At 33.7% G+C, this 22,188-nt stretch carries 21 protein-coding genes and 4 tRNA genes; 2 read left to right on the top strand and 23 right to left on the bottom strand.

Annotation, left to right across the window (positions count from 1 at the left end):
• Window positions 1-284: 284 nt before the first annotated feature.
• The 17 genes from rpoB to HYN56_RS10430 all read right to left on the bottom strand — a co-directional run bounded on the left by rpoB (window position 285) and on the right by HYN56_RS10430 (window position 12,826).
• Window positions 285-4,097: a DNA-directed RNA polymerase subunit beta gene (gene rpoB, locus HYN56_RS10510; RefSeq protein ID WP_026730428.1), complete on the bottom strand. Its 3,813-nt coding sequence runs from the start codon at window positions 4,095-4,097 to the stop codon at window positions 285-287.
• Window positions 4,098-4,364: 267 nt separating this feature from the next.
• Entirely contained in the window at window positions 4,365-4,736 is a 372-nt protein-coding gene (rplL, locus tag HYN56_RS10505) for a 50S ribosomal protein L7/L12 (protein WP_008466917.1), read from the bottom strand.
• 93 nt (window positions 4,737-4,829) lie between these two features.
• The gene (gene rplJ, locus HYN56_RS10500) at window positions 4,830-5,333 is read right to left on the bottom strand and encodes a 50S ribosomal protein L10 (RefSeq protein ID WP_091492767.1); all 504 of its coding nucleotides are present in this window, start codon (window positions 5,331-5,333) and stop codon (window positions 4,830-4,832) included.
• 22 nt (window positions 5,334-5,355) lie between these two features.
• Window positions 5,356-6,045 (bottom strand): 50S ribosomal protein L1, encoded by a 690-nt coding sequence (gene rplA / locus HYN56_RS10495; protein WP_025572415.1) that lies wholly within the window; start codon window positions 6,043-6,045, stop codon window positions 5,356-5,358.
• A gap of 13 nt (window positions 6,046-6,058) precedes the next feature.
• On the bottom strand, window positions 6,059-6,496 hold the full coding sequence (rplK, locus tag HYN56_RS10490; protein WP_008466923.1) for a 50S ribosomal protein L11: 438 nt from the start codon (window positions 6,494-6,496) through the stop codon (window positions 6,059-6,061).
• A 67-nt stretch (window positions 6,497-6,563) separates the two neighbouring features.
• Complete coding sequence (gene nusG / locus HYN56_RS10485) at window positions 6,564-7,115, bottom strand: transcription termination/antitermination protein NusG (protein WP_008466925.1); 552 nt, start codon at window positions 7,113-7,115, stop codon at window positions 6,564-6,566.
• Window positions 7,116-7,125: 10 nt separating this feature from the next.
• A complete protein-coding gene (gene secE / locus HYN56_RS10480; RefSeq protein WP_008466927.1) occupies window positions 7,126-7,323 on the bottom strand; it encodes a preprotein translocase subunit SecE in 198 nt (65 codons plus the stop codon).
• Window positions 7,324-7,341: 18 nt separating this feature from the next.
• A tRNA-Trp gene (locus HYN56_RS10475) sits at window positions 7,342-7,412 on the bottom strand.
• A 55-nt stretch (window positions 7,413-7,467) separates the two neighbouring features.
• The gene (gene tuf / locus HYN56_RS10470; RefSeq protein ID WP_109192121.1) at window positions 7,468-8,655 is read right to left on the bottom strand and encodes an elongation factor Tu; all 1,188 of its coding nucleotides are present in this window, start codon (window positions 8,653-8,655) and stop codon (window positions 7,468-7,470) included.
• Window positions 8,656-8,710: 55 nt separating this feature from the next.
• A tRNA-Thr gene (locus HYN56_RS10465) sits at window positions 8,711-8,782 on the bottom strand.
• A gap of 79 nt (window positions 8,783-8,861) precedes the next feature.
• Window positions 8,862-8,942, bottom strand: a tRNA-Tyr gene (locus HYN56_RS10460).
• 63 nt (window positions 8,943-9,005) lie between these two features.
• Window positions 9,006-9,079: transfer RNA gene (locus tag HYN56_RS10455), tRNA-Thr, on the bottom strand.
• A 90-nt stretch (window positions 9,080-9,169) separates the two neighbouring features.
• The gene (gene hpf, locus HYN56_RS10450) at window positions 9,170-9,472 is read right to left on the bottom strand and encodes a ribosome hibernation-promoting factor, HPF/YfiA family (RefSeq protein WP_008466930.1); all 303 of its coding nucleotides are present in this window, start codon (window positions 9,470-9,472) and stop codon (window positions 9,170-9,172) included.
• Window positions 9,473-9,504: 32 nt separating this feature from the next.
• A complete protein-coding gene (locus HYN56_RS10445) occupies window positions 9,505-10,398 on the bottom strand; it encodes a tyrosine-type recombinase/integrase (RefSeq protein ID WP_109192120.1) in 894 nt (297 codons plus the stop codon).
• A gap of 91 nt (window positions 10,399-10,489) precedes the next feature.
• Window positions 10,490-10,684 (bottom strand): 30S ribosomal protein S21, encoded by a 195-nt coding sequence (gene rpsU / locus HYN56_RS10440; protein ID WP_026730435.1) that lies wholly within the window; start codon window positions 10,682-10,684, stop codon window positions 10,490-10,492.
• Window positions 10,685-10,844: 160 nt separating this feature from the next.
• Window positions 10,845-11,987 carry an acyl-CoA dehydrogenase family protein gene (locus HYN56_RS10435; RefSeq protein WP_109192119.1) on the bottom strand — a complete coding sequence of 381 codons (1,143 nt, stop codon included), beginning with the start codon at window positions 11,985-11,987 and terminating at the stop codon, window positions 10,845-10,847.
• A 14-nt stretch (window positions 11,988-12,001) separates the two neighbouring features.
• Window positions 12,002-12,826 (bottom strand): ComEA family DNA-binding protein, encoded by an 825-nt coding sequence (locus tag HYN56_RS10430; protein WP_317047938.1) that lies wholly within the window; start codon window positions 12,824-12,826, stop codon window positions 12,002-12,004.
• A gap of 339 nt (window positions 12,827-13,165) precedes the next feature.
• On the opposite strand from HYN56_RS10430, the gene HYN56_RS10425 reads away from it, so the two are divergent.
• Entirely contained in the window at window positions 13,166-14,638 is a 1,473-nt protein-coding gene (locus tag HYN56_RS10425; protein ID WP_109192117.1) for an APC family permease, read from the top strand.
• Window positions 14,639-14,690: 52 nt separating this feature from the next.
• Here the strand turns inward: HYN56_RS10425 and HYN56_RS10420 are convergent, their stop codons facing one another.
• The 5 genes from HYN56_RS10420 to HYN56_RS10400 all read right to left on the bottom strand — a co-directional run bounded on the left by HYN56_RS10420 (window position 14,691) and on the right by HYN56_RS10400 (window position 20,295).
• A complete protein-coding gene (locus HYN56_RS10420; RefSeq protein ID WP_008466940.1) occupies window positions 14,691-14,918 on the bottom strand; it encodes a PspC family transcriptional regulator in 228 nt (75 codons plus the stop codon).
• A 79-nt stretch (window positions 14,919-14,997) separates the two neighbouring features.
• Window positions 14,998-16,269 (bottom strand): DUF2851 family protein, encoded by a 1,272-nt coding sequence (locus HYN56_RS10415; protein WP_109192116.1) that lies wholly within the window; start codon window positions 16,267-16,269, stop codon window positions 14,998-15,000.
• Between the two features lie 74 nt (window positions 16,270-16,343).
• Window positions 16,344-16,826 carry a 3'-5' exonuclease gene (locus tag HYN56_RS10410; RefSeq protein ID WP_109192115.1) on the bottom strand — a complete coding sequence of 161 codons (483 nt, stop codon included), beginning with the start codon at window positions 16,824-16,826 and terminating at the stop codon, window positions 16,344-16,346.
• A gap of 79 nt (window positions 16,827-16,905) precedes the next feature.
• A complete protein-coding gene (locus tag HYN56_RS10405; protein WP_109192114.1) occupies window positions 16,906-18,267 on the bottom strand; it encodes a pyridoxal-phosphate dependent enzyme in 1,362 nt (453 codons plus the stop codon).
• 45 nt (window positions 18,268-18,312) lie between these two features.
• Entirely contained in the window at window positions 18,313-20,295 is a 1,983-nt protein-coding gene (locus HYN56_RS10400; protein WP_109192113.1) for a putative porin, read from the bottom strand.
• A gap of 169 nt (window positions 20,296-20,464) precedes the next feature.
• Here HYN56_RS10400 and HYN56_RS10395 point away from each other — a divergent pair, with 169 nt between their 5' ends.
• Window positions 20,465-21,130, top strand: a complete 666-nt coding sequence (locus HYN56_RS10395; protein ID WP_109192112.1) for a ribonuclease HII — start codon at window positions 20,465-20,467, stop codon at window positions 21,128-21,130.
• A gap of 44 nt (window positions 21,131-21,174) precedes the next feature.
• Here the strand turns inward: HYN56_RS10395 and HYN56_RS10390 are convergent, their stop codons facing one another.
• Entirely contained in the window at window positions 21,175-22,026 is an 852-nt protein-coding gene (locus tag HYN56_RS10390; protein ID WP_167398298.1) for a nuclear transport factor 2 family protein, read from the bottom strand.
• Between the last annotated feature and the right edge of the window lie 162 nt (window positions 22,027-22,188).

Here is a 22,188-nt window from a genome sequence, read left to right as displayed (position 1 = left end):
TTTTACTATTGATTTATTTTGCAATTAAAAAATTGAATTTAGATTTATAATCTACTCTTTAAAAATTAAAGAGTTAATCATTCAGCTACTACCTCGGGTTACTTCTCTAAACCTCAAATTCTTATTTGAAGTGCTAGTTATAAAATGCCTCGCATTATTATAAAAAATCGGAACGGGTTACGGGTATAAATCTTTAAAAACTTTATAAAAAAGTGTTCAGTATTCAGAATTTAGTGTTCAGTTTATCACTGATTACTAAATACTGAACACTGAATACTAAAACATTATTCTTCCAAACGAAGATCTAAACCTAGACCTTTCAATTCGTGCATTAATACGTTGAATGATTCTGGTAAACCTGGTTCCGGCATAGTCTCACCCTTAACGATAGCCTCGTAAGTTTTAGCTCTACCAATAACGTCATCAGACTTAACAGTTAAGATTTCACGTAACGTACTAGAAGCTCCATAAGCCTCAAGTGCCCAAACCTCCATCTCTCCAAAACGCTGACCTCCAAATTGAGCCTTACCTCCAAGTGGCTGTTGCGTAATCAATGAGTATGGTCCGATAGAACGTGCGTGCATCTTATCATCAACCATGTGTCCTAATTTAAGCATGTAAATTACACCCACAGTTGCTTTTTGTGCAAAACGCTCTCCAGTTCCACCATCATAAAGATAGGTATGTCCGAAACGTGGTACATTAGCTTCATCAGTCAAAGCATTGATTTCGTCTAGAGAAGCACCGTCGAAAATTGGAGTAGCAAATTTTCTACCCAAGTTCATACCAGCCCATCCAAGAACAGTTTCATAAATCTGACCAATGTTCATACGTGAAGGTACCCCAAGTGGATTCAATACGATATCTACTGGTGTTCCATCTTCTAAGAAAGGCATATCTTCGTGACGAACGATTCTAGCAACAATACCTTTGTTACCGTGACGTCCCGCCATTTTATCACCAACTTTTAACTTACGTTTTTTAGCGATATAGATTTTAGCCAATTTCAAGATTCCAGATGGTAATTCATCTCCAACTGTAATAGTGAATTTCTCTCTTCTTAAAGCTCCTTGTAAGTCGTTCAGCTTAATTTTATAGTTATGAATTAAATCATTAACCATTTTATTTGTAGCGTCATCAGCAACCCACTGACCTTTACTTAAGTGAGCAAAATCTTCTACTGCGTAAAGCATTTTTTGAGTATATTTTTTACCTTTTGGTAAAACTTCTTCACCCAAATCGTTCATTACACCTTGAGATGTTTTTCCGTTAACGATCAAGAATAATTTTTCAACCAATCTGTCTTTTAATTCGACAAATTTAGTTTCGAATTCCATTTCTAAAGCGCCTAAAGCATCTTTATCCTGAGTACGTTTACGTTTATCTTTTACGGCTCTTGCAAATAATTTTTTGTCAAGAACTACACCATGTAAAGATGGAGAAGCTTTTAATGAAGCATCTTTTACATCACCTGCTTTATCCCCGAAGATTGCACGAAGCAATTTCTCTTCTGGAGTTGGATCTGATTCTCCTTTTGGTGTAATTTTTCCGATCAAAATGTCGCCAGGTTTAACCTCTGCTCCAATTCTAATCATACCGTTTTCATCTAAATCTTTAGTAGCTTCTTCAGAAACGTTAGGAATATCGTTTGTTAACTCTTCGTTTCCTAACTTAGTATCTCTAACCTCTAATGAATAATCATCAACGTGGATAGAAGTAAAAATATCATCACGAACTACTTTTTCAGAAATTACAATCGCATCCTCGAAGTTGTACCCTTTCCATGGCATGAACGCAACTTTTAAGTTTCTACCTAAAGCTAATTCTCCATTTTGAGTAGCATATCCTTCAGACAATACTTGGCCAGGAACAACTCTGTCACCTCTTCTTACGATTGGTTTCAAGTTGATACTTGTACCTTGATTGGTTTTTCTAAATTTAATAAGGTTGTACGTTTTCTCATCAGCATCAAAACTAACCATTCTCTCGTCTTCAGTACGATCGTATTTAATAGTAATGATGTTAGCATCTACGTATTCAACAGTTCCATGCCCTTCAGCATTGATCAATACTCTTGAATCTGAAGCTACCTGACGCTCTAAACCTGTACCAACAATCGGTGCTTCAGGACGGATCAAAGGAACTGCCTGACGCATCATGTTTGATCCCATCAACGCACGGTTCGCATCATCATGCTCCAAGAAAGGAATCAAAGATGCAGAAATCGAAGCGATCTGGTTAGGAGCAACGTCTGTATAATGAACTACTGATGGCTCAACAACTGGGAAGTCACCTTCCTCACGAGCAATAACATTGCTAGCCGTAATTTTACCAGAAGCGTCCATTTCAATGTTTGCCTGAGCAATCATTTTACCTTCTTCTTCTTCAGCACTTAAGTAAACTGGAGTACTTTCTAAATCAACTACACCATTTGTTACTTTACGGTATGGAGTTTCGATGAATCCCATTCCGTTTACTTTTGCATAAACACCAAGAGATGAAATCAATCCAATGTTTGGTCCCTCTGGAGTTTCAATCGGACATAAACGACCATAGTGAGTATAGTGAACGTCACGAACCTCGAAACCAGCTCTCTCTCTCGAAAGTCCACCAGGTCCAAGTGCAGAAAGTCTTCTTTTGTGCGTAATCTCAGCTAATGGATTCGTTTGATCCATAAATTGAGATAACTGGTTAGTACCAAAGAAAGAGTTGATAACTGATGATAATGTTTTAGCATTAATCAAATCAATTGGTGTAAACACCTCGTTATCTCTAACGTTCATTCTCTCACGAATAGTTCTAGCCATACGTGCTAAACCAACACCGAATTGTTGAGACAATTGTTCACCAACTGTTCTAACACGACGGTTTGATAAGTGATCGATATCATCAATCTCTGCTTTAGAGTTGATCAACTCGATCAAATATTTAACGATTGTAATGATATCCTCTTTCGTAAGCACTTGCTTATCCATAGGGATATCTAAATCTAATTTTTTGTTCATTCTGTAACGACCAACTTCACCTAAGTTATAACGTTGATCAGAGAAGAACAATTTATCTATAATACCACGAGCAGTTTCCTCATCAGGCGGTTCAGCGTTACGCAACTGACGGTAAATGTGCTCTACAGCTTCTTTTTCAGAGTTTGTAGGGTCTTTTTGTAACGTGTTGTGGATAATAGCATAATCTGCTTGGTTATTATCCTCTTTGTGTAACAAAATAGATTTTACATTAGAATCAATGATTTCTTCAACATTATCTTTGTCGATAATAGTATCACGATCAAGGATAATTTCGTTACGTTCGATAGAAACTACCTCTCCTGTATCCTCATCTACGAAATCCTCATGCCATGTATTCAATACACGCGCAGCAAGTCTTCTTCCAATATATTTCTTAATACCAGTTTTAGAAACTTTAATTTCTTCAGCTAAGTCGAAAATTTCAAGGATATCCTTATCTCTTTCGAAACCGATAGCACGGAATAAAGTAGTTACAGGTAATTTTTTCTTTCTATCGATATACGCGTACATTACGCTGTTGATATCAGTAGAGAACTCTATCCAAGATCCTTTAAAAGGAATAACTCTTGCAGAGTAAAGTTTAGTTCCATTTGCGTGGAATGACTGTCCAAAGAAAACCCCTGGAGAACGGTGTAATTGAGATACTACAACACGCTCGGCACCATTAATAACAAAAGTACCACTAGGAGTCATGTAAGGAATTGTTCCAAGATAAACATCTTGTACAATAGTTTCAAAATCTTCGTGTTCTGGATCTGTACAGTATAGTTTTAACCTGGCTTTTAAAGGCACACTATAAGTAAGACCTCTCTCTATACATTCTTGAATTGTATAACGTGGTGGGTCAACAAAATAATCCAGGAATTCCAATACAAAGTTGTTTCTTGTATCTGTAATTGGGAAGTTTTCCATGAAGGTATTGTATAACCCTTCGTTGCCTCTTTCGTCAGATTTCGTTTCTAATTGAAAGAAATCTTTAAAAGATTTAACCTGAACATCCAAGAAATCCGGATAGTCAGGGATATTTTTTGTAGAGGCAAAATTCAATCTTTCAGTCTGATTTGTTATCATCAATGGACAAAATTTTGATTAAAAAAAAGTAATTTATTTTTGTGTAAATACACACTGTTTAATCTATACTTTCTTATTATAATCAATACATCTTTAAAAATTAATTCTATAAATTAAGTCTAATTTTCTTTCTTCGTATTGATCAAAAACTTTTTCGTATTTTAAACTATGGGATAATAAAATTTGGTATATTTTATTATACGAAAAATGGTTTAGGCCTTTGAGTGTTAACTCAAGACCTAAACCTAGTTCTTAAACTGAGTTTAATTATTTAAGCTCAACAGTAGCTCCAGCCTCTTCTAAAGATTTTTTAAGACCTTCAGCCTCTTCTTTAGAAACACCTTCTTTAACGTTGCTTGGTGCACCGTCAACTACGTCTTTAGCTTCTTTAAGACCTAAACCAGTTAATTCTTTAACTAATTTTACAACAGCTAATTTAGAAGCTCCTGCATCTTTCAATACAACTGTAAATTCAGTTTGTGCTTCTTCAGCAGCACCGTCTCCACCACCAGCAGCAACTACTACAGCTGCAGCAGCAGGCTCGATACCATACTCGTCTTTTAATATTGTTGCTAATTCGTTAACTTCTTTAACTGTTAAGTTAACTAATTGTTCTGCGAATTGTTTCAAATCTGCCATTTTTTCTATCGTTTAAAATGATTTGTAAAAAATATAATTTATTTATTGTGCGCTAATTAAGCAGTAAGAAAGTATTCTTTCTTACGTTGATAATTACTCTGCTCCTTCTTCTTCGCTACCTGCGAATTTGTTTTGTAAAGCAGAAATAATTCTTTGAGCTGGAGATTGTAATAATCCAATGATTTCTCCGATAAGCTCTTCTTTAGATTTAATTGTAGCTAATGCATCTAATTGGTTATCCCCAATGTATACTTCAGAATTGATGTAAGCTCCTTTTAAAACTGGTTTATCAGATTTCTTACGGAAATCTTTGATGATTTTTCCAGGTGCGTTAGCAACATCAGAAATAAAGATAGCACTGTTACCTGATAAAACTGTAGGTAAATCACCATAATCATTATCAGAAGCTTCCATTGCTTTTGCAAGCAAAGTGTTCTTTACAACTTCTAATTTGATACCTGCTTTGAAACAAGCTCTACGTAAGTTTGAAGTTGTCTCTGCGTTTAAACCAGAAATATCAGAAATGTAAATGATATTTGTACCAGCTAACTGCGCAGTTAAATTTTCAATCGCGATTGATTTTTCTTCTCTAGTCATACTAAAAATTTTTAACTACCAATTATACTGCTTTTGGGTCTAATGCGATAGCAGGACTCATTGTGCTTGTAAGGTGAATACCTTTAATGTATGTACCTTTAGCAGCAGTTGGTTTAAGTTTTATTAATGTTTGAATAATTTCGTGTGCGTTGTCAACAATCTGCTCAGCTCCAAAAGAAACTTTACCGATTCCTGCGTGTACGATACCAGTTTTATCAACTTTAAAGTCAATTTTACCAGCTTTAACTTCTTGAACAGCTTTAGCAACATCCATAGTTACAGTACCTGTTTTAGGGTTTGGCATTAAACCTCTAGGCCCTAAAATACGACCTAATGGACCTAATTTACCCATAACAGCAGGCATAGTAATGATCACATCAACATCTGTCCAACCGTCTTTAATTTTTTGTAAGTAATCGTCAAGACCAACGTGATCTGCTCCAGCTTCTCTTGCTTCAGCTTCTTTGTCTGGAGTAACCAATGCTAATACTTTAACGTCTTTTCCTGTTCCGTGAGGTAAAGTAACTACACCTCTAACCATTTGATTCGCTTTTCTTGGATCAACACCCAAACGAACTGCGATATCAACAGACTCATCAAATTTTGCAGAAGCAACAACTTTAATTAATGCAGCAGCATCTTTTAAAGAGTATAATTTGTTCTTTTCAATTTTTGAAGCAGCCTCTTTTTGCTTTTTTGTTAATTTTGCCATTTCTTTTTCTTAATTAAAAAGGAGCATCTCCTGATACAGTTATACCCATAGATCTAGCTGTTCCAGCAACCATACTCATAGCTTTCTCAATTGTGAAAGCGTTTAAGTCTGGCATTTTGTCTTCAGCAATAGTTCTAATTTGTTCCCAAGTAACGCTAGCTACTTTTTTACGATTAGGCTCACCAGAACCAGATTTTAGCTTTGCAGCTTCCATTAACTGAACTGCTGCTGGAGGAGTCTTAACAACAAAATCAAATGATTTGTCTTTGTACACAGTGATTTGCACTGGACAAATTTTGCCAGGTTTATCCTGAGTTCTAGCATTAAATTGCTTACAGAACTCCATGATGTTAACCCCAGCAGCTCCTAAAGCAGGTCCAACCGGTGGCGACGGGTTCGCAGCACCTCCCTTAACTTGTAGTTTAACTACCTTACTAATTTCTTTAGCCATTTTTAAAAAATTTAACACTGTGATCAATGGAAGCGATCACAATGGTTTATTATAGTGTAACAAAAAATTATACTTTTTCTACTTGCATAAAACTCAATTCTAACGGAGTTTTTCTTCCGAAAATCTTAACCATTACTTCAAGTTTACGCTTCTCTTCATTGATTTTCTCAACAGATCCATTAAATCCGTTGAAAGGTCCATCAATAACCTTAACCGTTTCCCCAACACTAAATGGAATAGAACGTGTATCTGTATTTACAGCTAGTTCATCCACTTTACCTAACATACGGTTTACTTCAGAAAGTCTTAAAGGAACAGGTTCTCCGCCTTTAGTCTCTCCTAAAAATCCAATAACACTAGTAATAGACTTAATAATATGAGGAATCTCACCAACTAAGTTAGCTTCGATCATAACATATCCAGGAAAATATACTTTATCCTTAGATGATTTTTTCCCATCTTTTACAGTAACTACTTTTTCAGTAGGAACTAAAACCTGAGAAACATAATCCTCCATACCTAATCTCGCAATCTCAGTCTCAATATAAGCTTTCACTTTATTCTCCTGACCGCTAACCGCTCTAACTACGTACCATTTTTTCACATTATTATCTGCCATCACAAAAAAATTATCCTTTTAACCAGTTAAAAAATCCAGCCAAAGCTTTTGCAAAAAATTCGTCTACTCCCCAAGTTGCCAAAGCGAATAAGATCGAAAATACAGCCACAACAATTGTCAATTTCTGTACTTCAGCCCAAGCTGGCCAAGTAACATTTGACTTTAACTCTTCGAAAGCCTCTGATAAATAATTAGTAACTTTTGTCATTTGATATATTTTTTATTGCACGGGCGGAGGGATTCGAACCCCCATCAACGGTTTTGGAGACCGCTATTCTACCCTTGAACTACGCCCGTAATTAAAGCCAGTGATTAAAAAATAATCACTGGCTTTTTATTTATTTTAATAGAATTACTCTACGATTTCAGTAACCTGACCAGCACCAACTGTTCTACCACCTTCACGGATAGCGAAACGTAAACCTACGTTCATAGCGATTGGGCTTAATAAAGCAACTTCAATAGTTAAGTTATCACCTGGCATTACCATCTCTACACCTGCTGGTAAAGTAATAACTCCTGTTACGTCAGTTGTACGTACGTAGAACTGTGGACGGTAGTTATTGTGGAATGGAGTGTGACGTCCACCTTCTTCTTTTTTCAAGATATAAACCTCAGCTTTGAATTTAGCGTGTGGTTTTACTGAACCTGGCTTAATAATAACCATACCTCTTTTGATATCAGCTTTATCAATACCTCTTAACAATAAACCTACGTTATCTCCAGCTTCACCTCTGTCAAGGATTTTACGGAACATCTCAACTCCAGTGATAGTAGAAGTTAATTTCTCAGCTCCCATACCAATGATTTCAACAGGATCTCCAGTGTTAGCAACTCCAGTTTCGATACGACCTGTAGCAACAGTTCCACGACCTGTAATTGTAAATACGTCCTCAACTGGCATCAAGAATGGTTTAGCAACGTCACGTACTGGCTCTTCGATCCAGTTGTCAACAGCTTCCATTAATTCGATAATTTTAGGTACCCAGTTTGGATCATTGTTTAATCCTCCTAAAGCAGAACCTTGAACTACAGGACCATTATCTCCATCGTACTCGTAGAAAGATAATAAATCTCTAATTTCCATCTCAACAAGCTCTAATAACTCAGCATCATCAACCATATCCACTTTGTTCATGAAAACAACGATTCTTGGAATACCAACCTGACGCCCTAAAAGGATGTGCTCACGAGTTTGTGGCATTGGACCATCTGTAGCAGCAACTACTAAGATAGCTCCGTCCATTTGAGCAGCTCCAGTAACCATGTTCTTTACGTAATCCGCGTGACCTGGACAGTCAACGTGAGCGTAGTGACGGTTAGCTGTTTCGTACTCTACGTGAGATGTATTAATAGTAATACCTCTTTCTTTCTCCTCTGGAGCGTTATCGATTTGATCAAACGATTTTGCTTGACAGTAACCAGCATCTGACAATACTTTAGTGATTGCAGCAGTTAATGTAGTTTTTCCGTGATCTACGTGTCCAATTGTACCTATGTTTAAGTGCGGTTTGGAACGATTAAAATTCTCCTTTGCCATTTTACTTAATTTTTAATCTTAGTTATATATTAATTTTCAATTTCCTACTTACTTGAGCCAATGTCGGGATTTGAACCCGAGACCTCTTCCTTACCAAGGAAGCACTCTACCCCTGAGCTACACCGGCAGAGTTCTTATTTTAGGTTTTCGAATTTAGATTTCATAATTTAAAAATCTAAAAACCACAATCTTACCTCTTTTTTTTGTGGGGAGAGCAGGATTCGAACCTGCGAAGTTCACACAGCAGATTTACAGTCTGCCCTCGTTGGCCGCTTGAGTATCTCCCCTAATTTTTAAAATCCTAATATTTTAAAGAACCTAAACTTCAAATCGCATTTGAAGCATTTTTGAGCCGATAGAGGGACTCGAACCCACGACCTGCTGATTACAAATCAGCTGCTCTAGCCAGCTGAGCTACATCGGCGAATGCATTAAAAAAGTCCGCTATTTCTAACGGACTGCAAATGTAGGTATTTTATCTTTTAATCAAAACATTTTTCAAAAAAAATTTCAATTAAATATGCGCTCTTATTTTTTCTTTCCTTTTTACAAGCAAACGTTCTAACGATTCAGCCGAAAGCTCAACCGCCTCTTCAAATGTTTTACACTGTTTTTTTACCAAAAAATCATCACCAGGAACATTAATTTTTATCTCCACCACCTTATTCTCCTTATCACTTGTTCTTTCAACTTTTAAAAAAACATCTGATGAAACCACTCGATCGTAGTATTTTTCTAGCTTACCCATTCTTTCCTGGATAAAATCGACCAATTTTCTGTCGACAGTAAAATTAACTGCATGAACATCTACCTTCATAATAAAAATTTTAGGATTAACATTTAGAACCACTATTTACTTCTTGGATGCGCACCTCCATATACTTTTTTAAGCTCCGCAAGACTATTATGAGTATAAACCTGTGTAGACGCCAAACTAGAATGCCCTAGCAATTCCTTAACTGAATTCAAATCTGCCCCATTGTTTAAAAGGTGAGTTGCAAAAGTATGACGAAGCACATGCGGACTTTTCTTTACCTTTTCTGAGACCCTACTAAAGTATGAATTTATTAAACGATAAACAAAAGATTCGCTCAATTTTAATCCTTTTTTTGAAACAAAAAAATAGTCCAAATCAACCAAACCCTCCAAACCTCCCCGTTCCTTTATATACAAATCAATTTGATCAGCAATAATTGGCAAAACAGGAATAATTCGCTCCTTATTTCTTTTCCCTAATACTTTAATTGTATTATTAGAACAATCAACATTTTTAATCATTAAATGAATCAACTCCGCACGACGCATCCCGGTAACATAAAACATCTCCACAATAAGCTTATCCCGAACTTCCTCAAAACCCACAGGCGCCTCCACCTCATGAAGCAAATCCTTTAGTTCTTTTTCCGAAAAAGGAACCTGAACCACTTTAGGCGTTTTCAAAGACTTATGCTTCAGCATCGGATTAAGCTCTATTTGTTTTGACTTTAAAAGAAACTTATAAAAAGCTTTCAACGAAGCCATTTTTCTATTAATCGAAACATTAGAAATATTCTGATCCACCAAAAAAACAATCCAACTCCTCACCTGACTATAATTCACCAAATCAATACCATCCTGCTCAAAAGACTCTTTTACAAACGACTCAAAAGATATTATATCATTTAAATAAGCACCAACAGTATGGGTAGAATATTTTTTTTCCAATAAAAGATAATCCGAAAAAGCTTCTTTATTCGTTTTCATAAAATCTAAAAATTAAGCATAAAAAAAACCGTTAGCACCAAAATTAAAACATTTTGACCACTAACGGTAATTATTTTTGAAAAGCTAAATACTAACTTTCTAAGCTATCTTTCAAACCTTGAATGTAAGCCGCTTTTTGAATTTGAGCTCTTTTGATAACAGAAGGCTTAATAAAAGCAGTACGTGCTCTTAATTGACGAACAGTTCCTGTTTTATCAAATTTTCTTTTATAGCGCTTTAATGCTCTATCGATATTTTCTCCGTCTTTAATTGGTATAATTAACATAATATAGACACCTCCTCTCGTTAAGGCTGCAAAAGTATATATTAATTTTGAATTATGAATTATAAATTGAGAATTATTTTTAAATTAAAATATTTTGATGTAAAAAACGAGATGCACTTTGTATGTTTGGTATGGCGTACTTTTCACTTTTTCACAAAACCTACTCTTTTAACAGATTTCTAGAAATAACCACTTTTTGAATTTCAGTAGTACCTTCTCCTATTGTACACAACTTAGAATCTCTATAAAACTTTTCTACAGGAAAATCTTTAGTATAACCATATCCTCCATGTATTTGAACTGCATCGTTAGCAATTTTAACACAGGCTTCCGAAGCATACATTTTTGCCATTGCCCCCAACGTTGTCACCTCTCTATGCTGCTGTTTTAAAAAAGCGGCTTTATGAAGTAATAATTCTGAGGCTTCTATTTCTGTAGCCATATCTGCTAGCTTAAATGAGATTCCCTGAAAGTTACTGATTGGCTGCCCAAACTGATGTCTTTCTTTTGAGTACTTCAATGCTGCTTCATAAGCACCTTTAGAAATTCCTAAAGACAAAGCTCCTATAGAAATTCTACCACCATCCAGAATTTTCATCGCCTGAATAAACCCTTGCCCAACTTCTCCTAATCTATTTTGATCAGGTACCCGGCAATTATCAAAAACCAATTCGGCAGTTTCACTGGCACGCATTCCTAATTTATTCTCTTTTTTTCCTGATGAAAAACCCTTCATTCCTTTTTCAAAAATAAAAGCAGTCATTCCTTTAGAATCTCCTTTTTCACCGGTACGTACCACAACAACTGCGATATCTCCGGAAATTGCATGAGTTATAAAATTTTTTGCTCCGTTTACTACCCAATAATCGCCATCTTTTACGGCAGTGGTATTCATTCCGCCCGCATCAGAACCTGTGTTGTGTTCTGTCAAACCCCAGGCACCAATATATTCTGCTGTTGCCAGTTTAGGAAGCCACTTTTTCTTTTGTTCTTCGTTTCCAAAGGTTAAAATATGATTTGTACATAAAGAATTATGTGCCGCAACCGACAACCCAATTGACGGATCTACTTTTGAAATTTCTTCAATTATAGTAACATATTCATGATAACCTAAACCAGAACCTCCATATTCTTCAGGAACTAAAACCCCCATAAATCCCATTTCACCCAATTTCTTAAATAAAGGAACTGGAAAAATTTGCGACTCATCCCACTCCATTATATAGGGTCTTATATTTTTCTCTGCAAAATCTTTTATAGATTGCGCAATCATTAACTGTGTTTCGTTATATTCAAAATTCATTAGTTGCTTTCTTTTTAGTACTCCAAATATAAACTAATTATTTTTGCTTTTTCAACAGGAAAATCTTTAATTTTTGCTAAATCCTCAATATTTTTAAAATCTCCATTCATACTTCTATATGTTACGATTTGTTTTGCGAGTGCATATTTAAAGTAAGGGAACTGAGATAATTCTTTTAATGAAGCCTCATTTACATTTATTCTTTTTAATGTTGCAGGAATTACTACTTTAAAATGAGTCTTTAATTCATTTATTACTTCGAGCGAAAGCCCCCACACATCCTCCATTTGATCCATTGAAACAAAACATCCCAAAATTTCTTTTTGCTTCAATATTCGAGTTGACAAACCTTCTCCTATTCCGTAAATCTTAATTAAATCTTCCTGAGTCGCCTGATTTATATCTGTTATTTCTATTTTTTCTTTTTTATGAAACTCCTTTTTAATGTAATCATTTTTCTGAAAGTCAGGCTTCGTATTATGCTGAACCCAATCCGGAAATTTAAATAGGGGAGCCATTTTATCTAGCAACGAATCTGAAATTCCGGTCACCTTCTGAAACTCCATTGCAGAGTTTACATATTTATTCTGTTTGCGAAATGCAAAAAGCCTATCAATCTCCTCAACAGACATTCCAAGCTTATAACCTTTATAATCTGAAATAAAATTTGGATTAAAAAGATAATTAACCGGTTTACTTTTTCTCTCTAAGTTTTTTTCGTTATCTATTTCCGATTGAAGAGCAAGCCATTTTTCTGCATCAGGACTTTTTATTTTAGTAATTGAAAAATCAGAAAACAGATAAATAGACTGTAAAATTATTATAATTATGAACAGCATAAAAATTCCTGTTCTTTGATACTTTGTAAAATACAAATACTTCTTTAAATAACTAAAATTCATAACCCAAAAAGATGTTCTAATTTATTATCTATACTAAAAGAAAGAAAAAACCTTCAAATTTATCAATAAAATTAGTAAGAAAAGTAGTTTTCAAAAAATTATTAAATATTTCACAAAACCTCAATTAATTTAATGAATATCAATACTTAAAGATTTTTTCTTGAGAGTCCTGTAAAAAAAATGAATATTTTATAACTTAAAACATGATAATTGTTTTTATTTTTTATAAAAAACAATACATTTGGCACTTAATAACAAATAAACCAATAAAATAGTATGTCAATTTGGAGAGTTAAACCTATATCAGCTTTTGAGGCCGATATGAAAAAAAGTGATTTAAAGAGAGTCCTTGGAAAATGGAGTCTTACTGCCATTGGTGTTGGTGCCATTATCGGTGGAGGAATTTTTGTACTTACTGGTACAGGGGCTTATTATCATGCAGGTCCGGCATTAGCAATTTCGTTTATTATCGCAGGTATTGCTTGTGTTTTTGCGGCACTTTGCTATTCTGAATTTGCCTCTATTTTACCTGTTGAAGGATCTGCTTACGCATATGCTTACGGTACGATTGGAGAAGTTTTTGCCTGGATTATTGGATGGGGACTAATTCTCGAATATGCAATGGGATCAATGACTGTAGCAGTTTCCTGGTCCGGGTACTTTAATAAATTGCTCAAATTATTTCATATCAAACTTCCTGATTGGCTTACAACAGATCCTGCAAGTTATACTGGAGAAGGTTTCTCTATGAATCTTCCCGCTTTCCTGATCGTTCTTTTAGTTATTTCATTACTTATTAAAGGAACAAAAAGCGCTGCTAAAGCAAATAACGCAATTGTAATTCTTAAAGTATCTGCAGTTATTTTCGTAATTATTGCTGGTCTTTTCTTCATTAACACAGCAAACTGGAGCCCATTTATTCCTGAAGCAACTCAGATTATTGAAAAAGAAACTACTCACAATGCTTACGGAATAGGAGGTGTTATCTCTGGAGCTGCAGCTATTTTCTTTGCTTATGTTGGTTTTGATGCTGTTTCTACACAAGCGGGAGAAGCTATTAATCCTAAAAAAGATGTTCCTTTTGCGATCATTGCTTCTTTATTAATCTGTACTACTTTATATATTCTTGTTTCTTTAGTATTAACAGGAATGATGAATTACCAAGACTTTAACCCACTAGGAAAATACCCTGAAGCTATTAAAGCTCCTGTTGCTTATGCATTTGATATTGCCGGACAAGGTTGGGCAGGATTTATTATTACAGTTGCTGCTACTATTGGTTTAGTTTCTGTATTAATGGTAATGATTATGGGACAATCCAGAATTTTCCTTGGAATGTCTAAAGATGGTTTGATTCCACAAGTTTTCTCTAAAGTAAACCCTATTTCCGGAACTCCCAAAACGAACTTAATGATTCTTGGTATTATTATCGCAACTGTTGCTGCTTTTACTCCAATCAACAAATTGGCAGATATGACAAGTTTTGGTACTTTGTTTGCCTTTACAATGGTTTGTATCGCTGTTTGGATTTTAAGAGTAAAACAACCTGGATTAACCAGAACATTTAAAGTTCCTGCTTTACCAGTTATTGCGGTATTAGGAATTGCAATCAACTCTTATTTAATTTTTAATTTAAGTAAAGATGCACAGCTATTATCTTTTGGATGGCTTATTCTTGGTATAATTGTATACTTTGGATATAGCAAGAAAAGATCTAGACTTAATAATACCGATGCGGATGTTGAATAAATTTCAATTCTAGTTATAAAAAAAGCTCCAAATTAAACTTTGGAGCTTTTTTTTATAAATCAAATACTGATGTTCTTTTTGAACGGATTAAATCTTTCAATCTTATCCAAAATGCCAGTGTCAGGTAAACTCCAAATCCTAAACCTGCCGTAACAAAAGAAATGTAGATAAAAAACAATCTAACACTTGTTACACGCATTCCGAGTTTATCTGCTAGCCTTGAAGAAACATGAAAACCATATTTTTCAAAAAAGAATTTAAGTTTTAAAATTGCTGACATAATTAAATTTTAGATTTCAGACTTTAGATTACAAAAGTACTGATTTTACAATTACCTAATTTTCTAATTAATCTATTATCTAATTATTTTTCAAAAGCGCTACTCCTATCGTACATTTCAAACAAGCTTTTTGATTACAATATTCATTTTTAAGTTCTAACAAGGTTTGACTTTCAAATGCATTTTTTGGCTTTATTCCAAAAGAAATAAACTTATCTATTATTGTATTTTTCTCAGATTGAACCTCATTCATAAAATCAATTAAATCTTCTATAACAGACTCTCCTAGCCCTACAGAATAAGCAAAACGGATTGGGATAATTGTATTTATTACAATCAAATCTAAAAATGACTTAGAAAGCGGCTTTGCTTTCTTTGGGCTTTCTTTATCAAACTGATAATGGTTCTGCCAATAATTACTTGCCGAAACATTAAAAAGATCATATACGCTCTCAAGAGACTTTAATTCATTTATCTTAGAAAATAAATTTTGATATTTATGATAAAGCCCTGCTAATTGAGAAAGTCGTATGGTTGGAAAATTATCCGGACGTAATTTAAAAAATTGTACTGGTTCCACAAATGTTCTTTCCAATTGGTACTTATTCAACAAATAAAAATACCTGAATTTTAAATCTTTAAAATAGACATCTTCTTTCTCTGAATTAAGTAAACCAGCAGTTCCGAAAAATAATGCTTCCAGATTTTCGTTTTCAAAACTTTCTTTTCTGATAATAGAAAACGGAATTGATTTAGCAATTTGAAGAAAAGAAACTCCATTTGTATTTAAACCAAAATTCTTTGCCAAAAGAAAAAACAAAACCGCTTCCCAGTCTTGATTTGTTTCTTCCAATAATTCATAAATAAATTTTGATTTACGCTCTAAACGTTCAAAAAACAACCTTTCCTGCCAGCTTTTAAAAACAAAATTGTCAATGTCTTTAATTTGTTTTTCACATGAAATCCAAGTTTTAGGAGAGACCAACGCCGTATAATTAGCAAGCACTTCTTTGTCAACAAAATCTTTGAGAACTAAAACCGGAATCTCTGTATTATCTTCTCTGAAAATAGCTGTATCATTTTCCCAAACGACATGGAGAATTACATTTTGATAAGCAGGATCTTTTTCATGATTGTGAAGATACCAATCTGAAGATTTTAAATGAATTTCGACATTGCCTGCCCATTTTTGATTTCCAATTTCTATGTGAGCGTTAAAAAAATCAGGCCCCGAAAGCTCCAAATAATCACCTGACTTTAGAATAGTAATTAATTCGCCTTGAGCACTTTTCAAATTCAAAGTATTAAACTTCTTGAATTTCCAGAGATAATGAAGAAAGTCTTCTTTCATTTTTAGATTTTATACTGTTTTACAAAATCTAAAAATAATAAAAATTTAAAAATATTCTTACAAATAAAATTTATTTAACGTAACATGTACAACTTTGCACAAGCCCTTGCGTCTGATAAAGCTTCATGATGATTGAGCTGAATTTTCATTTCACGACAGCAGTCACTTAGTTTGGTTGGTTTTACTCCTTTCGCTTTATATATTTTAACAGTGCATTCCCATTGCGAAGCAATATTAAGATCTTCATAATTCAAACCATGAAGCAACATTGATTTCATTAAAACATTGCGGTCAAAACTTTCATTATGAGCAACAACAACACGGTTTTTTAATCGCTTTTCAATCTCAGGATAAATCTGAAAAAAGGATTTAGAATTAACAGTATCCTTAGGATAAATTCCATGTACACGAGTTGTGAACGGATTGTATTCGTTATTTGGCGGTTTTATTAACGTTACAAATTCGTCGACAATGATTCCGTTTTGAACCGTCACAATTCCTACAGAACACGGATGATATCCCGTAGCCGTTTCAAAGTCTATAGCAGTAAAATTCATTTTGTGTTTTTAAAAGAAAAATCCATAAATCTAATTACTAAAGTAACAAGATTTATGGATAAAATTTATTTGTAAAAGCTTATTTTATTGAGCCAATAATATCATATTTTGTAATAATGTGATGATGTCCGTTTCCTAGATCAACCAAAACAGCATCATTTTCTTTGGTAAAAAGCTTTGATACTTCTTCGATTGGAGTTCCTAATTTTACAATTGGAAAAGGTTTTCCCATTACATCTTTTATTGGTTTTTCGGCCACGTTTTTATCTGCAACATAACTTCTAAATAAGTCTGTTTCGTCTACAGAGCCTACAAAACCATTAATATCTACAACCGGAATTTGAGAAATTTTATATTTACGCATACGCTCAATTGCATGCGAAACCAATTCTTCTGTACGAACAACAATTAATTCCTTGTCAATATGATCTTTAATAACATCTTCTGCTTTGGTAACGTTTTCTTCCAGGAATCCACGTTCACGCATCCAGTCATCATTAAACATTTTACCTACATAACGGCTTCCGGAATCATGGAATAAAACCACCACAACATCATCAGGTTTAAAATGCTCTTTTAACTGTAATAAACCTTTTATACAAGCTCCAGCAGAATTTCCAACAAAAATGGCTTCTTCCAGTGCAATTTTTCTTGTGTAAACAGCAGCATCTTTATCGGTCACTTTTGTAAAACCGTCAATTAAAGAAAAGTCAACATTTTTAGGTAAAATATCTTCACCAATTCCTTCTGTTATATAAGAATAGATTTCGTTTTCATCAAAAATTCCGGTTTCATGATACTTTTTAAAAACAGAACCATATGTATCAATTCCCCAAATTTTAATATTTGGATTTTTTTCTTTTAAATATTTCCCAACTCCCGAAATAGTTCCTCCCGTTCCAACACCTACAACAAAGTGAGTTATTTTACCATCTGTCTGTTTCCAGATTTCCGGCCCTGTCTGTTCGTAATGTGCCAAGGAATTTGACATATTATCATATTGGTTTACATACCATGAATTTGGTGTTTCTTCGGCTAAACGTTTTGAAACCGAATAATAAGATCGGGGATCGGTTGGTTCCACATCTGTAGGGCAAACCACAACTTTTGCTCCAACAGCACGAAGAATATCCATTTTTTCTTTTGACTGCTTATCTGAGATAACACAAATCAGTTTATACCCTTTAACAATAGCAACAAGAGCAAGTCCCATTCCTGTATTTCCGGAAGTTCCTTCAATGATAGTTCCTCCTGGTTTTAATCTTCCATCAGCCTCCGCATCTTCAATCATTTTTACGGCCATTCTGTCCTTTACAGAATTACCAGGATTAAAAGTTTCGACTTTTGCCAATACCAACGCATCAATTTCAGCAACAATTTTGTTGAGTTTTACCAATGGTGTGTTACCAATTGTTTCTAAAATGTTATTTGAAAAGTCCATTTTTATTTAAGTTTTAATAAGTGGTTTAAAATAAAGTAAGTCTTTTTATTGGAAGAAATTCCAAACTAAACCAAAACGCAACACAAAATCACGATAAGGATTATTAGGCGTCGCATAATAATTACTTTGTGTAAAAGCAGCATTGAAATGTTCCGCTTTTAAATAAAATCTCGTTTGACGAATTCTTGCATTTACGAAAAAATCGAATGTTGCAAAACCGCCAATCTTTTTATCCTGCTGCACAAAGAATTCAGCAATAACAGGATTATAATCATCTCCGTAATATTTAGTAAGATAATTAAATACAAGCCCTGTCTGTAAATATAATGCCTTCTTAAAAAAGTAGCCAGAATAGTAAAACGTATTTCTTGTTACAAAATCAGGAACATTTAAAATCAAATCGGACTGATCTACTTTCTGATACAAAAGTGTATTGTCTAATGCAAATGGTCCAAATTTAAATTCGCGGCTTGCTTTAATTTCCAAATAATTAATCACGTTTGCATATTGAAATGGATTTACAATTTGAATATTTGATGCTTTTTGCACATCTGTAGCAGCATCAGCAAAATATAAATGATCTTTAAGAACCGTATATTGTACTTGTCCTGTTAACCAGGGAGTCTGAATCTCAGCACTAAGAGAATTTATTTTTTCGTTTTTAAAATCATTTGACCAGTTGTATTCTACCCAACTGCTTTGGTATAAATTATAATTATTATTTGGCAGTTTATTGATATTACGATATCTAAAATCAAATTTAATATCATCGTTTAAATTATACCTCAACTTTGCATCTAAATCAGATAATGACTGATTCGTAATCGATCTTGAATACAAAAACCTACCGTTCCATTTATTTTTTTGATATTCGTATTGTCCGCCTACATTATTAAACTGTAGAAATAAGTTTCCCGGCACAGCTGTTCCGTCATTACGAATAATAATTCGTTCGTAGGTATAATTGGATCTGTAATCGTCTATAAAAAAGTTAAACTTTCCTAATAAAGAATTTTCGTAAGTAAGTCCCGCTTTATTATAAAGTCTTTCATACTTGGTCTGATCATTTATACTACTGGACGCATACGAATCACCAAAACGTTGCACTCTGGTGCTCACATTATTATCATCTGTTACCGTAGAAAGCACTGTAGGTTGTTTATACTCGTAACTTTTATTCTCATAATTAAGCTGATGTGTTACATACAGATTATTACTTCCATCGGTTGGATTTATTCTAAATGCATGATCAAAAAAGATTCTTCTTCCCTTTAACATAGATTCCGCATCGGTTAAATACACCTGCAATCTTTGTCGGTTTTTATAGTCTTTATTATCACTTTCAAAATTATTATCATTCGTAATACCGCCATTTTCTTCGTTCATTATATCCTGAAAGGTATAATGAGCGTTTAAGGAATAACGTCGGCTGGTTGTAGCATAACTGGTTGTAAACCTGAAATTACCTGCACTAACTAATTGGTTAATATAATCACCCTCAGACCTCAAACCTCTATAAGCAATCGAAAAGTTAAGATTTTTAGAAACGTTCAACGTAATGAACGAATCAACATTTTGACCTTTATTAATTGTTGTATTGAAAAACAACTCTGTAAAAGGTGTAGCTGCAGAATAATATCTAATTTGATCTGCCTGCAAATAATTAAAATGTTTTCCGTTAAAACCAATTTCAGGATATGGAGAAAAACTCGTTAAACTATACTGCAAAGTATTTAAAGGCTGTCCAATATTTGAAAATTCCTGATAACCAAACAGATCTTTTCTAAGATGATTTTGTCTGTAAGCGCTTTTAAGAGTAAGCGAAGTATCTGCATAAATTGTATCGTGTTCAAGCGTTACAATTTTATATTGATCTATAGTTGCAATCTTAGCTTTTTTCTTTTTTACGGTATCCGTTATACTTGAATATTCCGTATTCATATCTAAATTATTTTTAGGAGCTGGTTTTACTTGAGAAAACAATAAAGTTGGTACAACTAATAGATATAAAAAAATGAATATTCTCATTTGATGGCTTTGTATAAATTTATTTGACAAAATTTGCTAAGCAAAGGTAAATTATAAAAACAAATAAATAAAAAAACAGTTCATTTTATACAATTGCCTTGTCTTACAGTGTCAAAACGAATATTTTTGCTGAAAATTTCATCTAATTTGTTATTTAAAAATTAAAAAAATGCTCGAAAAAAATTACTCAGGATTTGTTTTAGAAACCGGAACAGATGAAGCCGGCAGAGGATGTCTTGCAGGTCCTGTTACTGCTGCAGCCATAATCCTTCCTGAAAATTTTGAGAATATAATTTTAAATGACAGTAAACAATTGTCTGAAAAAACAAGAGCGCTTTTAAGACCAGTAATAGAAGAACAAGCTTTATGTTATTCAGTAACTCATTTATTTCCAGATGAAATAGACGAAATAAACATTCTAAATGCCTCAATGAAAGGCATGCAGGAATGTATTTTAAAACTCAAACACGTTCCCGAATTTATTATTGTAGACGGAAACCGATCCTTAAATGCTAAGCTGGGACTCAAAAATACATTTGGCAAACAATTTTCTGATGATGAAATTGCATTGTTAAAATCAATCCCAAACCAGAGTATTATAAAAGGTGACGGAAAATATCTGAGCATTGCAGCCGCTTCTGTTTTGGCTAAAACGTATCGAGACGAATATATGGATCAAATTCATGAGGAATTCCCGATGTATAATTGGAAAAAAAATAAAGGTTATCCAACTAAAGAACATCGTGAAGCCATTAAAAAGTATGGCACTACAAAATACCACCGAATGAGTTTTAGACTTTTACCTGAACAACTGGAACTTAATTTCTTCGAATAAAAAAAGACCTTTAAAAGGTCTTTTTTTCATTTAAAATCTCAATATTATTTTCTACTCTTTAAGAATTCTGCAAACTGTTTGGTATCAAAATAAAATGCTCTTATCGCGACAATTTTCCCATTCTTTAAATCAAAATGTTCTGAAATTGGCATCGAAATGCTTTTTCCGGATTTTTTCGCAGTGCTTTTTATTGTGAAATAAATAATCACTTCATTTTTAGAAGCATCACTAAAATAAACCGGCTCTTTTTCTATTTCAAAACTAGAAAATTCGGCTGATTTTGTAAACATTTTTGTCCATTCGCTAAATCCTTTGTAAGTACCACCATATGGAAGTCCTTCTGCCTGATTGTAAACAGCTCCGTCTTCAATTAATGTTGACATTTTAATGAAATCTTTTGTTTTAAAAAGGCATTCAAAATATTGTGCCACAACATTAAAATTATCCGATTCCAGCTTTTTCAAATTATCGGCTTCAGACACGCTTACCTCTTTATCCCAGAAACCTATTATTTTACTTACCTGACCTTTACCGTTTAACCTGGCAAAATCACGTCCGGTCATAATAACATTACTTTTTGAATCGGTAATTTTCCATTCCCAGGTCACATAATTATCTTTAATAACTTTTGAACCCGAAGTCAAAACAACATCAGGATTTTTTTTGTAGAATTCATTGATAACATTATTGAATGCTGTAATTCCTTTTACAGATGCAGATGGATCTTCAAAAGTGCTGTCTTCCAGCCAAATTGATTTTATAAGTTTTAATCGAGTTTCACTATTCTTTTCTGACCAGACTTTTTCATAAATCGTAATTGGATATAATTTATCTTTCTTTTGAGCAGAAAGACCGTTAAGTAAAAAAAGGAAACAGAGTAAGTAAATTTTTCTCATAAGCATTTTCATTAAATAATTAGAAATACAAATCAACAAAGTCAAATATAACGTAAATACAGGATAAAACCGGCTTCTTTATGTAATTTGCCAACCTCTCAAAATCTTACCTTTTGTAAAATGTTTTTTGCTTATTTTGAATACATTTTCATAAAAAACCGC

The sequence above is a fragment of the Flavobacterium crocinum genome, from assembly GCF_003122385.1.
Taxonomy (GTDB): domain Bacteria; phylum Bacteroidota; class Bacteroidia; order Flavobacteriales; family Flavobacteriaceae; genus Flavobacterium; species Flavobacterium crocinum.
Note: the sequence above shows the minus strand (reverse complement) of the source record. Positions and strands in the feature narration are given on the sequence as shown.

Bases quoted from the DNA above. Each gene is read 5' to 3' on its own strand.
- HYN56_RS10390 (WP_167398298.1), bottom strand. From the start codon at position 22,026: ATGAGAAAAATTTACTTACTCTGTTTCCTTTTTTTACTTAACGGTCTT.
- HYN56_RS10430 (WP_317047938.1), bottom strand. From the start codon at position 12,826: ATGCTGTTCATAATTATAATAATTTTACAGTCTATTTATCTGTTTTCT.
- HYN56_RS10400 (WP_109192113.1), bottom strand. From the start codon at position 20,295: ATGAGAATATTCATTTTTTTATATCTATTAGTTGTACCAACTTTATTG.
- HYN56_RS10415 (WP_109192116.1), bottom strand. From the start codon at position 16,269: ATGAAAGAAGACTTTCTTCATTATCTCTGGAAATTCAAGAAGTTTAAT.
- HYN56_RS10395 (WP_109192112.1), top strand. From the start codon at position 20,465: ATGCTCGAAAAAAATTACTCAGGATTTGTTTTAGAAACCGGAACAGAT.
- HYN56_RS10425 (WP_109192117.1), top strand. From the start codon at position 13,166: ATGTCAATTTGGAGAGTTAAACCTATATCAGCTTTTGAGGCCGATATG.
- rplA (WP_025572415.1), bottom strand. From the start codon at position 6,045: ATGGCAAAATTAACAAAAAAGCAAAAAGAGGCTGCTTCAAAAATTGAA.
- rpoB (WP_026730428.1), bottom strand. From the start codon at position 4,097: ATGATAACAAATCAGACTGAAAGATTGAATTTTGCCTCTACAAAAAAT.
- HYN56_RS10405 (WP_109192114.1), bottom strand. From the start codon at position 18,267: ATGGACTTTTCAAATAACATTTTAGAAACAATTGGTAACACACCATTG.
- rplK (WP_008466923.1), bottom strand. From the start codon at position 6,496: ATGGCTAAAGAAATTAGTAAGGTAGTTAAACTACAAGTTAAGGGAGGT.
- hpf (WP_008466930.1), bottom strand. From the start codon at position 9,472: ATGAAGGTAGATGTTCATGCAGTTAATTTTACTGTCGACAGAAAATTG.
- nusG (WP_008466925.1), bottom strand. From the start codon at position 7,115: ATGGCAGATAATAATGTGAAAAAATGGTACGTAGTTAGAGCGGTTAGC.
- secE (WP_008466927.1), bottom strand. From the start codon at position 7,323: ATGACAAAAGTTACTAATTATTTATCAGAGGCTTTCGAAGAGTTAAAG.
- HYN56_RS10445 (WP_109192120.1), bottom strand. From the start codon at position 10,398: ATGAAAACGAATAAAGAAGCTTTTTCGGATTATCTTTTATTGGAAAAA.
- tuf (WP_109192121.1), bottom strand. From the start codon at position 8,655: ATGGCAAAGGAGAATTTTAATCGTTCCAAACCGCACTTAAACATAGGT.
- HYN56_RS10435 (WP_109192119.1), bottom strand. From the start codon at position 11,987: ATGAATTTTGAATATAACGAAACACAGTTAATGATTGCGCAATCTATA.
- rpsU (WP_026730435.1), bottom strand. From the start codon at position 10,684: ATGTTAATTATACCAATTAAAGACGGAGAAAATATCGATAGAGCATTA.
- rplJ (WP_091492767.1), bottom strand. From the start codon at position 5,333: ATGACTAGAGAAGAAAAATCAATCGCGATTGAAAATTTAACTGCGCAG.
- rplL (WP_008466917.1), bottom strand. From the start codon at position 4,736: ATGGCAGATTTGAAACAATTCGCAGAACAATTAGTTAACTTAACAGTT.
- HYN56_RS10410 (WP_109192115.1), bottom strand. From the start codon at position 16,826: ATGAATTTTACTGCTATAGACTTTGAAACGGCTACGGGATATCATCCG.
- HYN56_RS10420 (WP_008466940.1), bottom strand. From the start codon at position 14,918: ATGTCAGCAATTTTAAAACTTAAATTCTTTTTTGAAAAATATGGTTTT.